Below are 11,763 nucleotides of genomic sequence, written 5' to 3'. Positions count from 1 at the left end.
TCATGTTGGATGGGTCACTGCATCACGACGTCAGACCGTTTCTGCCCGGAGCCGCGAGCGAACGCTAGTTCATGGCGTAGCATTTCGAGGTGGCGACGTTTGTATCTGACCCGGTTCCAGCACCTCTGAGCATGCAGATAACATAGTGTTTCTTGTTCTTGAGGGTCACTACCGGACCAATGTCTGCCACGTACGAAGAAACGACCGTTGCTCCTGCATTGAGCATTTCTTCCATAGAGACATTGACGGCCTCCAGCTTGGTCGGATATTCCAGCGCGTTTCCAGGCACTTTGGCGCTGGTTTCTGGTGGCCAGCTACCCGCAGAGGCAAAGGATGCGCTCAGAATCAGGGCCAGCGAGAGGGGTATAAGTGACCTTTTCATACTGTTCTCCAGAGTTAGCGGATAGGCCGCACGGCAGTCTAGTGGTTTGTCCCCGTTCGTTGGTTCCTTATTGCTATTCCAGAATGACGCTTCGGAGCGCTAATAATTGCTGAAAAACCGGCGCAGTGGAAACTCCTGACGCCGGGTCACTACTTAGTGTCGAGGCCTACAATTTCGCCTTCACCGCTGCCAGCCCGTCCTTGCCATCAACCGTCTTCACGCCCTCCAGCCACTTGTCCAGCACCGCCGGGTTGGCCTTGATCCAGGCCTTTGCCGCCTCGCTGTTGCTGACCTTCTTGTTGACCACCTCGGCCATGATGCTGTTTTCCATGTCCAGGGTGAAGCTCAGATGGGTCAGCAGCTTGCCGACGTTCGGGCAGGCTTGAGCATAACCTTTGCGGGTCAGTGTAAAGACCGAGCCGGTGTCACCAAAGTATTTCTCGCCGCCCTTGAGGTAGTGCATGCCCTTGATCTGCACGTTCATCGGGTGCGGCGTCCAGCCGAGGAACACCACAAAGGCCTTTTTCTTCACGTTGCGATTGACCTCGGCAAGCATCGCGGTTTCGCTGGATTCCACCAGCTTCCATTTGCCCAGATCGAATTCGTTCTTCTTGATGATCTCCTGCAAAGACAGGTTGGCAGGCGCGCCAGAACCGATGCCATAGATCTTCTTGTCGAACTTGTCAGCAAATTTGCTCAGGTCGGCAAAGTCATGCACACCGGCATCCCAGACGTAATCCGGCACGGCCAGGGTGAATTCGGTGCCCTCCAGGTTTTTCGCCAGTTGCGTCACATCGCCGGTGGCCACGAACTTGTCGTAGAAGCCCTGCTGCGCCGGCATCCAGTTGCCCAGAAACACATCCAGCTTGCCGTCTTTCAAACCGCCATAGGCGATCGGCACGGCCAGGGTATCGACCTTGGGCGTGTAGCCCAGACCTTCGAGTACCACGCTGGTAATGGCGTTGGTGGCCGCAATGTCACTCCAGCCGGGATCGGCCATCTTCACGGTGCTGCAACTGGCGTCCTCTGCCTGTGCTGCAAGGCTGCCGAGGGTCATGACCGCGACCGCAACGGCTGTGGATAACTTCTTCATTGATGTACCCCTTTGGTTTTTTTGGTGTGGGCAGGGTCAAGGTTGCGGAAAACGTGCCTTGCGCTCCAGATCGTCCAGATCAATGTGGTTGCGCATGTACTGCTGACTGGCGTCGACCAGTGGCTGGTGATCCCAACTCTTCAGCTTGCCGGTTGCCAGCGATTTGGCGACGAAGCGCCTTCTGCGCTGGCTGGCGAGCACCTGTTGGTGTATCGCCGGGATGTCCCACTTGGCCCGAGCTTCGGCCAGGAAATCGTTGAACAGCTTTTCATGGGTGGGTGACTGGCTCAGGTCCTTCTGCTCTTTCGGGTCCTTTTTCACATCGAACAGCAGGCACGGGTCCTGCTCCGAATAGATGAATTTGTACGCGCCACGACGGATCATCATCAGCGGGCTGGTGGTGCCTTCGGCCATGTACTCACCGAACACCTCATCGTGCCCGCCCTTGCGTTTCAAATGCGGCATCAGCGAACGTCCGTCCATTGGCAAACCGGCGTCCAGTTTGCCTTTGGCCATTTCGACGAAGGTCGGCAGCAAGTCGGCAGTCGACACCGACGCACTGACCCGTCCCGGTTTGAACTGGCCCGGCGCGTACACCACCAGCGGCACGCGGGCGGCCATTTCAAACCAGTGCATTTTGTACCAGAGGCCCTTCTCGCCCAGCATGTCGCCGTGATCGCCGGAGAACACCACGATGGTGTCTTCCGCCAGCCCGACTTCATCGAGCGTCTGCATCAGTTTGCCGACGTTGAGGTCGATGTAGCTGCACGCACCGAAGTAGGCGCGGCGTGCATCACGAATCTTGTCGGTCGGCATGGGCTTGTCCCACAGGTCATAGACCTTGAGCAGCCGTTGTGAATGCGGGTCCAGCGCGGCCTGGTTGGCGTGCGGCGGCGGCATCGGGATCTCTTCGTCGGCGTACAGGTCCCAGAACGGCATGGGAATGGTGTACGGATCATGAGGGTGAGTCATGGAAACGGTCAGGCAGAAAGGCGCATCACCGTCCTGGCGCACGTGGTCGTACAGATACTGCTGGGACTTGAACAGCACCTCTTCATCGAAATCCAGCTGGTTGGTGCGAATGCACGGGCCGGCCTGCAACACCGATGACATGTTGTGATACCAGCTTGGCCGCACGTCCGGCTCGTCCCAGTTGACCGACCAGCCGTAGTCGGCCGGGTAAATGTCACTGGTCAGGCGTTCTTCGTAGCCATGCAACTGGTCCGGTCCGCAGAAGTGCATCTTGCCCGACAGTGCGGTCTTGTAGCCCAGCGCACGCAGGTAGTGGGCATAGGTCGGAATATCGGCCGGGAAGTCGGCTGCGTTGTCGTACGCGCCGATCCTGCTTGGCAACTGGCCGCTGACCAGGGTGAAGCGCGACGGCGCGCATAGCGGGCTGTTGCAGTACGCCGAATCGAACACTACGCCGTCGGCGGCGAGACGGCTCAGGTTCGGCATCAGAATCGGGGACCGGGCGTAAAACGGCAACATTGGCGCGGCCATTTGATCGGCCATGATGAACAGAATATTTTTGCGCTTCATGTAATCGCTATATCCATTGTGAAAAGTTATGCGAAAGTGCCGGGTATGAGGATGGAGTCCATAAGTTTCAGGGTAAAGCCCCTACACAGCAATGCCTAGGATAAGCCCAGCTAATGTTTGAATCTTTCGGCGATGTGTCACTCGACCTGCTGCGTGCCTTTGAGGTCGCGGCGCGCTTACGCAGCTTCACCGCGGCAGCCCTCGAACTGGGCACGACACAGCCCGCTGTCAGCCAGCAGATCAAGCGTCTCGAAGAGCAACTCGCTACCCGATTATTCGACCGCATCTACCGTGGCATCGAATTGACCGACGCCGGTGAAGTGTTGTTCAGCCATGTGCAGGCCGGGCTGCAATCCATCGACAGCGGAGTGATAGCCATCACCGAACACCACCAGCACGAAGTGCTTCAAGTGGCGACCGACTTCGCCTTCGCCGCCTACTGGCTGATGCCGCGTCTGCACCGCTTCCACAAGGTCAACCCGGACGTGGATGTCAGCCTGGTCACCAGCGAGCGTACCCACAGCATGTTACGCGCCGATATCGACGTTGCCGTGCTGTTCGGTGACGGGCGCTTCAAACAGGGAGAAAGCCACTGGCTGTTCAGCGAAGAAGTCTTCCCGGTGTGCAGTCCGCAATTGCTCGCCGGGCGCCAGACGCCGCTGCCTACCGATGCGCTGCGCGACTTTCCGCTCCTGCACCTGCGTGGCGAAAGCATCAACAACTGGTTCGACTGGGCTGGCGTATTCCGCGCGCTGGACATCCCCCAGGCCCCGGCGCCCGGTCAACTGCGCTTCGACAACTACACCCTGCTGATCCAGGCGGCCATCGGCGGACAAGGCATCGCCATCGGCTGGAAGCACCTGGTCGACGATCTGCTCGATCAAGGCCTGCTCTGCCGCCCTATCACCGGCGCTGCGATTTCCGGTCAGGGCTATTACGTGGTCCTGCCCCAGCGCAAACGCCGCGTGCAGATCGTTCAGCAGTTCGTGGACTGGCTGGCCAGCGAGCAGGCGTTGAGCGGGGTTTCGCTGGCGGGCAGGCCGTTGCCGTCGATTGCGGTTTAGGGAGGCGGTGTTCAAGGTTGAATTAAATATAAGTTCGAAGCAATTAGTGGTTAGATAGGAAATTTCTTACAAGTTTTACGGAAGTAAGCGGGTTTACTTTTGTTCTCATATAGTATTACTTAGGTTGTGTATTAGATGGCGGCTGCATCTGGAATGACTTTAAGTTATGGCTTTCTCAAATAGACGTGTGTGACGCGATTTGATAGTTTCAATCATCATGGATCTTGCTTAAAAGCGCATAAAGCGAGTATTTGAGATTTAACTTATAGATCAGTTTAAGTGCTCCTAAATAGAGCGCTTTGCCCATGCCGTATCAATACTGACCAGTTTATGGCATGCAGCGAGTGATCATAGGCCCAAAAATCTATATCAAATCAATAAGGCTGTAGAAGGCTGCTATGAGCTTTGCTTTTTACTATTTAAGATAATGGATGGATTTAACGTGCTTGGAAAAAAGAAAAACAATATTATGAAAGTTTTGCTGTTTGGCGCGCTATTGGGAAGTCAGCTTGGACATTCTGAAGAGTTAGAGTCTACGCCGTATGATTTAGCACCGAAGAAAAATCGTGGGCTGGTTTCTAATGCGGTTGACAGCGTTGACCCTTGGTCCGGGAATCTCAAAGTCAGTCATATTGATTTAAGTATTCCTGGGACGGCAGGCATGGATATCAATATTCATCGAAGCTACGACCTACAGCGTTTAACCGCCGGGCTTGCTGCGCCTTATAGGCAAAGTACGGAATGGACCGCTTTAGGACCCGGTTGGACAATCGCGGCAGCGCCGAAGATTTATCATGCCACCAATTATCATCTTCGTGATCGTAGCGGGACACCTAACTATTACATGAACTCAACTTTTCAGTTGTGTCACAATCAAGGGGAACGTCCCAGTGCCCGATTTAATTTAAGACTTCCGGATGGTAGTAGCGAAAAATTTTATCGTGTTGCACCTTATGAAGACAGAACCAAATCAAATTGGCGTTTACGTTGCGATTCAATGGTGCTTACGCTAACGTCGCCATCTGGAATTAGGTATGACATGGGGCGTGCCGATGTAGATATGAAATTTAGTGCTTCAGTTACATCGTTTCCTAACGAAGATCCAGATTTTACAGAATCTATTTTTCTGACAAAAAAGGCAACTGACCTTAATGGTAACTGGATTGCTTACGACTATACTCAATTTGGCCCCCCTTTAAGCGTTCCAATTTCAGGGAGTGTTTATATTGACCACTGTCTTCAAGCCAACCTTGAAGACGCCGCCAACTGCGAAAAATCCGATATGCTTTTATCTAGGATAACGTCCAGTGACGGCAGAGCTGTTGATTTTAATTACGACCCTGCGACAGGCCGCCTTCTTTCGCTGGTCGATAATAATCAGCGCATGGTTCAGTATGGATATACCGCGAAAGACCATCTGAACTCTCAGGCCCTGGCTCAGGTAACTGGACCTACTGGAGAAGTCTGGAAGTATGCCTATCACCCTGGAGAATGGTTTCAGATAGTAGTTTCCAATGAAAGTTATGCGAATGATCAAAGAGCCGCCGCTCGCAAACTTATATCGATTGAGCAGCCCAACGGTGGAAAAACGACATATGAATACTCATATGTGGATCTAGAAGGCCGTCTTGGTGGACGCTTTGTCTGGTCGCGTTTCGAGCGTATAAGCCGCAAAATTGATGCAGCCGGAAATCACTGGGCTTATGCTTATAATCGTGGAAATATTGGACAATACGATAGTACAGTTATCACCGGGCCGGATGGCACAACCATCCATGAGTTCATTGGCCCTGGATACAGTATTGCTACAGATGGAAACACTATAAATAATACCGTGTGGAGTATAGGAAGTCCGGTTAAAATTACCCGCCCGGACGGGAGTTATGAAACATACAAGTGGCAGCAACGGTTTATTTCACATGGAAGAGAATATGTGTTTGAACTCGGTGTAGTCACGGACGATACAATCTGGGCAGCTGACCTTCAAGAGCGAACTTTTGTCCGTGATGGCGCAACCTACAGTAGTCACTACTCTAACTACGATGCTTATGGCAATCCTGGAATACTGACTGAAACAGGTCCTAATAGTGATGGTCGAACTACCACGCTGACTTGGTATAATAATACTGATAAATGGATAATAGGTCGCCCTATAGATCAGATGTCACCTGATAGTTCTGTACATCGTATCTACGATGAGAACGGTAAGCTAATCAATTACAATCGCGATGGTGTTGCGACTGCGTATACCTACGATGCGCAAGGTAATCAAGCGACGCAAATTCGCCCGGGTGATCGTCATTACAGCTACATGAATTATAAACTCGGTACTCCGCAAACTGAGGTTCAGCCAGAGGGTATTACTATTTCGCGTGCAGTCGACGACGCTGGCAATGTTACCTCTGAGACCAACGGTGAAGGCCACACAACGCACTACGAATACGACAGGTTGAACCGCGTAACCTCTATCACTCCGCCGCAAGGCGCTGGTCAAAAAATAATATACACACCCACCAGCAAGACAAATCTGCGCGGCAATCTGTCCGAGATAACTCAATATGATCTGTCTGGTCGTGTCTCCAGTATTGTTAGAGGTGATATAACAACCACCTATGCGTACGATGCCTATGGCCGCGTAACGTTTACTTCAGACCCTAACTCAAGTATGGGAACCAGTTATCAGTATGATGCGCTGGGTCGCGTCATTCGGATCACCCATGCGGACGGTACCTACCAGAGCACTGCCTACGGTTTTGCCCACAAAGTCATAACTGACGAACGAGGCAATTCCACTACTTATAACTATCGTGGCTATGGCGACCCCGAAAAATTGTCTCTGATGTCATTTCAGCCGTCGAATCCGACAGCCAGTATAACCTTGACTCGAAATGGTCGCGAACAAGTGACGTCGGTTACACAAGGCAATTTCACACGCCATTACGGCTATAACGCAAATGGTTATTTGATCTCGGTCAGCAATCCCGAAACTGGAGACACCGTCTACGGTCGAGACATTGCAGGCAATATGACTTCAAAGCAGGTGGGGCAGTCAGATATTACAACGTACACATACGACGGGCAGAATCGACAAACTGCAATCGATTATGCGCAAGGCACTCCCGCTATCAAAAATACTTATGATAAACAAAATAATCTGCTAATAGCGGGCAGCAGTACGGGTATTCGAAGCTTTACATACAACCCTGCAGGGTTCGTCATAACGGAAAGCCTTTCTATTGAAGGTAAGCTGTTTGAGCTTTCTTATGGCTACGATGAAAATGATCGGCTGAAAAGCCTCACTTATAATCCGTCTGGTCGCATAGTTGAATATGCGCCAGACGTATTAGGCAGGCCCACAATGGTATCGGGCTACGTTAGCAATATTGCTTATTGGCCGAACGGTATGATTAAACAGGTCATCTATGCCAACGGTGCGGCGGTCAGTTACGAACAAAATAGTCGTCTCTGGCCAGCTTCTTTCAACATTACCTCACCCGCTGGAGTCGATTACCTGAAAAGCATTTACGACTATGATGGTGCGGGTAACTTGTTGACCATCAGGGACGGTGTGGACAACAGCATGGACCGTACCCTTGCTTACGACAGCCTTGATCGTTTGGTGAGTGCCGATGGTTTCTGGGGGGTAGGAACCCTCGCCTACGACGGTGTAGGAAACTTGACCCAAAAAACGTTTGGCGATTCAAGCCTGAACTATAACTACGATATACAAAACCGCCTGACTTCTGTCGATGGACAGCGCATTGATAGTATAAACTACGATGCTTATGGCAACGTCAGCAGTAGTGCTGACAACGCTTACCTTTACAATAATGTTCCCAATCTTGTATGCGTTAACTGCGAGAGTCCCGACAAAAAAGTTGAATATCAGTACGATGGTTTGAATCAACGCAGTTCCGTCAGTTCTGCGGGCAACAAAATATACGAGATGCAAGATGCCGATGGAAGGTTACGGATGGAACTCGAGGGAGACAAGCTAACCGAGTATTTCTATTTGGGTGACCAGCGCATTGCACAGCAGGTAAGCCCATGATCGGGTGTCAAGGAAACCGAACCATGCAAATTATAAAAAAGCTATTTCGCAAAGTCAGTGTCGCGATGCTGGCACTCGTGGTGACTCATGCCGCTTTGGCAAACACCGTTACCTATTTTCATAATGATATAGCCGGCAGCCCTATGGTTGCGACCGATGAAACTGGCAATCTACTCTGGAAAGAGAGCTATAAGCCGTACGGAGAAAAATTAACCCAAACGAGTCCAAGCAGTAGCAACAAGATTGGCTTTCATGGGAAAGTATTTGACGATAATAGCGGCCTTTCATATATGGGGGCACGGTATTACGATCCACTGCTCGGTCGCTTCATGGGTGCTGATCCGGTCGACTTTCAGGAAAGTAATCTGCATAGCTTTAATCGATATGCTTATGCAAATAATAATCCATATAAGTTTTCTGATCCTAGCGGTTTGTACGCTGACCTCATTATCGAGACGATGAGCTTAGCGGTGGGGATGGCCAGTTTTCATCAGAATGTAAAAGAGGGGAATTATGGTGCTGCGGCCTTAGATGGTGTCGGTATCGCTGCAGATGGGGTACTCGCTGCGATTCCCATGGTACCTGGAGCAGCAGGTTTGGCCATTCAGGGAGCACGAGGGCTGGAAAGGGCATCCGATATACGTCCGCACCTCGACAACGCCACATCATCAGGAGCCCCTGACTTCTTGATATCACCGAATGGGACTGTTTTTCCTGTACCCAAAGGGGCAACGGGCCCATCGCCCAATGTGAATCGTGCAGGAAATATCACAGGATCTGCTTTTATTAATGGTAAAGGTGGTGATAATGGTCAAGTTAGTGCCCTGCGCCTCATGAATCCAACACGTCCACTAGGTAAGAACCCAGGTTACAAAAATGGTTATATTAAATACGAAAACAGGTTAGATCAGGGTGTCGACCCTTACACAGGACGGACTTTGTCACACTCCAAAAGTCATTTCCCGATAGAATAGTGGAGTATTATAATGAGCGTACTTACCAGTATTATTGGTAGTAATGTTGTAAAAGCATGTGTAGTGCATGACTATATTCAGATATTCTTTGCTGAAGACGTCATATTAAATATAAATAATTCATATCATATTTTTGGCTCGACTGTGAAAGGTTTACGGGGGAAAGAGCTTATAACTATTTCAGAAGGCGAGCAAGAGATTGAGCTAGTGTTTGAAGGCTTAGCAAAAATTAGAGTTGATATGAGTCCGGATGGATTTCATGGGCCGGAAGCTATGGAGCTTCTGAGACCCGGATTTCCTCTGGTGATATGGGACTAGCATCTCCTGGTTTAAAGCACATGGGCTTGTTTCTATATGTACAAGCCCTATTTGCTAGCAGAAAATGGATAGGTGTTCTTACGCCGCATCAAGGGGGATAGCCGGTGAAGATAAGTAGTTCCATAAATCAATATAGGGTGATACTAAAAAGCGATGGATTTCTACAGAATAGTTTAGATCGGGGAGTGGTCCTTCACATAGGACGTACTTTTCCAAATTTTAAAAATCCATTTTCCAATCGATTAATGGGGTGTTGTGCGATGACTGTTCTTACCAATCTTGTTGGAAGTGATGTTGTAACGGCGCTTGTTATTCACGACTATTTTCAACTATTTTTTTCCGAGGACATTATAGTGAGCGTCTATAATTCATACAGCATTATTGGCTCGACAGTTAAGGGTCTACAAGGGAAAAAGCTTTTAAGCGTCTCAGAAAGCGAACTGGAAATTGAGCTTGTTTTCGAAGGTTTAGCAAAAGTTAGAATTGATATGAGCCCGGATGGGTTTAATGGGCCGGAAGCTATGCAGCTTTCGAAGCCAGGATTTCCTCGGGTCATATGGAATTAGCTTCACTTGGTTTAACGAGCATGGGCTTGTATGTATGCATACACGTCCTGCTTTGCTAGCTGTACATGGTATAAAAAATTACGCTGCGTCTAGAGGGATAATCGGTGAAGATAAATGTATCCCTAAATAAATTTGGATTGATGCTAAAAACCGATAGGCTTCTACAAAAGTACGGTTACGAGATAAATGTTCAGGCTCATGATGAAGATTTAGAAGAATACGCAATTGAGTTTGTTGAGACGGCCTTTCATTATCTCGAAACGGGTCATAAGATTTCACCAAATGAAACCTTGGGCTACGGCTCCTGGATAACAAAAATGCAGCTCAATGATTGTCAGGCGCTAATATTTTTTGAACAAGTCCCTTTGACAGATGACTATGTACTCGGTATCACGACTACGCTAAAAATGTGGTCAGAGCAGCACGCAATATGCGCAAAACTCGGCGTCGAGTGTTCCGTCCCACTTCACGATCAGCTGATAGTCATTTCTGATGGTGTGTTCGAGGGCGACGCCGTTGAGGGCGTTCGCTATCCGTCGCCCGAGCATATGTCTGGCTGGTGGATAACCACAGACCGGTATAACGGCGATACACAAACGCTCAAGACGGTTCACGCACACCATGTGGCAGAGCATCGTCCTGACCTTGTGAAGTTTTTAGCGTTGCCGTTTGGTTACCGGTTCCATGAGGCAAGCGGCGATGTATGGAAAGATAAAAATCAGACGGATATATAGCTACTTCGATAATTTTTCAATATGAGCAAAGGGTGGGGGATGTCAATTTTCTTATCAGCCCCCGCTTTGAGCGCAAGAAGATGTTATGAGCCTTTGGGATGTTTTAGTAGAGGCTACGATTGATTCGATTCATGCGTTATCAATTGAAAAAGAAATTTTCTTACATGTGATAAGTCCGTGGGAAGGCAAAAAGCGTTATCAAACTATTGCTAACAGCGTCGATAATTTTAGCCTGAATGGTATGAGGGTTTTGAATATTGTCGACCGCGCCATTTTTTTGAAGCCGGTAACGATCAGGAAATAGAAACAGCACGTTGCTTGTTTTTCCTGATGAAAGGACACGATCCTCAGCCAGACGACTTAAAAGACACTAACTTTCTGCAGAAACTGGACCTCGTTCGCACCAGTAAGCTTGTATTGTTTAAGCTTGAGGCCGTCTACGGTGCAGTGCGTATTTTATTGGCAGAGAGCGTCGTTTTGGAGCCGCTCGATGCTGTGAGACTTCACACGTAAGACGGCTATGAGGCTTTCTCCACCATCATGCAGGACCTACTATCGGTCTACACACGAGAAAAAATGATCAAGGCTGACGACACACCCGCATCAGTCAGGCCTTCAGCCGAGAAAGGAACCCCTACCTCAATGCAAGACATCCACGGCTACCACGCCCACATCTATTTCAACGCCCAAACCCTCGACCAGGCCCGAGCCCTGTGCGAAGCCGCAACCGAGAAATTTGCCGTGCAGATGGGACGTGTCCATCAGAAGCTGGTCGGGCCGCATCCGGACTGGAGTTGTCAGTTGGCTTTTGGGCATGAGTTGTTGGCTGACGTTACCCTGTGGCTGGCGCTGAATCGCGATGGGCTGGTAGTGTTTCTGCATCCTTTGACGGGCAATGAGTTGCGTGACCATACCGATCATGCGATCTGGATGGGCGAAGTCAGGCCTCTTGATTTGAGTGCGCTGACTTGCTGATAGCCAGCTTCCTGGCCATTTTCCTTCTGCGGTTACCAGCGCATCCATCGTCGAAAAGATCGGT

At 50.1% G+C, this 11,763-nt stretch carries 10 protein-coding genes and 1 pseudogene; 8 read left to right on the top strand and 3 right to left on the bottom strand.

What is annotated here, in order from left to right; genetic code table 11:
* Positions 1–64 precede the first annotated feature (64 nt).
* The 3 genes from KBY08_RS16555 to betC all read right to left on the bottom strand — a co-directional run bounded on the left by KBY08_RS16555 (position 65) and on the right by betC (position 3,017).
* Positions 65–382, bottom strand: coding sequence for a hypothetical protein (locus KBY08_RS16555; protein ID WP_003340090.1), 318 nt, complete (start codon positions 380–382; stop codon positions 65–67).
* Positions 383–548: 166 nt separating this feature from the next.
* Complete coding sequence (locus tag KBY08_RS16550) at positions 549–1,475, bottom strand: choline ABC transporter substrate-binding protein (protein WP_024643257.1); 927 nt, start codon at positions 1,473–1,475, stop codon at positions 549–551.
* 36 nt (positions 1,476–1,511) lie between these two features.
* The gene (gene betC / locus KBY08_RS16545) at positions 1,512–3,017 is read right to left on the bottom strand and encodes a choline-sulfatase (protein ID WP_024659636.1); all 1,506 of its coding nucleotides are present in this window, start codon (positions 3,015–3,017) and stop codon (positions 1,512–1,514) included.
* 113 nt (positions 3,018–3,130) lie between these two features.
* Here betC and KBY08_RS16540 point away from each other — a divergent pair, with 113 nt between their 5' ends.
* The 8 genes and pseudogenes from KBY08_RS16540 (at position 3,131) to KBY08_RS16505 (ending at position 11,699) form a co-directional block, all read left to right on the top strand.
* Positions 3,131–4,081: a choline sulfate utilization transcriptional regulator gene (locus tag KBY08_RS16540; protein ID WP_024643259.1), complete on the top strand. Its 951-nt coding sequence runs from the start codon at positions 3,131–3,133 to the stop codon at positions 4,079–4,081.
* A gap of 442 nt (positions 4,082–4,523) precedes the next feature.
* Complete coding sequence (locus tag KBY08_RS26515; protein WP_225651214.1) at positions 4,524–8,132, top strand: hypothetical protein; 3,609 nt, start codon at positions 4,524–4,526, stop codon at positions 8,130–8,132.
* Positions 8,133–8,155: 23 nt separating this feature from the next.
* Positions 8,156–9,106: an RHS repeat domain-containing protein gene (locus KBY08_RS16530; protein ID WP_032624709.1), complete on the top strand. Its 951-nt coding sequence runs from the start codon at positions 8,156–8,158 to the stop codon at positions 9,104–9,106.
* Positions 9,107–9,118: 12 nt separating this feature from the next.
* On the top strand, positions 9,119–9,424 hold the full coding sequence (locus KBY08_RS16525) for a hypothetical protein (protein ID WP_024643260.1): 306 nt from the start codon (positions 9,119–9,121) through the stop codon (positions 9,422–9,424).
* A gap of 260 nt (positions 9,425–9,684) precedes the next feature.
* A complete protein-coding gene (locus KBY08_RS16520) occupies positions 9,685–9,990 on the top strand; it encodes a hypothetical protein (RefSeq protein WP_024643261.1) in 306 nt (101 codons plus the stop codon).
* Positions 9,991–10,130: 140 nt separating this feature from the next.
* Complete coding sequence (locus KBY08_RS16515; protein ID WP_024659638.1) at positions 10,131–10,724, top strand: hypothetical protein; 594 nt, start codon at positions 10,131–10,133, stop codon at positions 10,722–10,724.
* Positions 10,725–10,809: 85 nt separating this feature from the next.
* Positions 10,810–11,237: pseudogene (locus KBY08_RS16510) on the top strand (hypothetical protein).
* A 129-nt stretch (positions 11,238–11,366) separates the two neighbouring features.
* Complete coding sequence (locus KBY08_RS16505) at positions 11,367–11,699, top strand: DOPA 4,5-dioxygenase family protein (RefSeq protein WP_024651196.1); 333 nt, start codon at positions 11,367–11,369, stop codon at positions 11,697–11,699.
* Positions 11,700–11,763: the final 64 nt, after the last annotated feature.

This window comes from Pseudomonas sp. P135, assembly GCF_020312125.1.
Taxonomy (GTDB): Bacteria; Pseudomonadota; Gammaproteobacteria; order Pseudomonadales; family Pseudomonadaceae; genus Aquipseudomonas; species Aquipseudomonas fragariae.
The sequence above is the reverse complement of the archived record's forward strand: the minus strand, read 5'-3'. Positions and strand labels throughout refer to the sequence as shown.

Coding starts and splice junctions, on each gene's coding strand:
- KBY08_RS16555 (WP_003340090.1), bottom strand. CDS start 382: ATGAAAAGGTCACTTATACCCCTCTCGCTGGCCCTGATTCTGAGCGCA.
- KBY08_RS16550 (WP_024643257.1), bottom strand. CDS start 1,475: ATGAAGAAGTTATCCACAGCCGTTGCGGTCGCGGTCATGACCCTCGGC.
- betC (WP_024659636.1), bottom strand. CDS start 3,017: ATGAAGCGCAAAAATATTCTGTTCATCATGGCCGATCAAATGGCCGCG.
- KBY08_RS16540 (WP_024643259.1), top strand. CDS start 3,131: ATGTTTGAATCTTTCGGCGATGTGTCACTCGACCTGCTGCGTGCCTTT.
- KBY08_RS16530 (WP_032624709.1), top strand. CDS start 8,156: ATGCAAATTATAAAAAAGCTATTTCGCAAAGTCAGTGTCGCGATGCTG.
- KBY08_RS16525 (WP_024643260.1), top strand. CDS start 9,119: ATGAGCGTACTTACCAGTATTATTGGTAGTAATGTTGTAAAAGCATGT.
- KBY08_RS16520 (WP_024643261.1), top strand. CDS start 9,685: ATGACTGTTCTTACCAATCTTGTTGGAAGTGATGTTGTAACGGCGCTT.
- KBY08_RS16515 (WP_024659638.1), top strand. CDS start 10,131: ATGCTAAAAACCGATAGGCTTCTACAAAAGTACGGTTACGAGATAAAT.
- KBY08_RS16505 (WP_024651196.1), top strand. CDS start 11,367: ATGCAAGACATCCACGGCTACCACGCCCACATCTATTTCAACGCCCAA.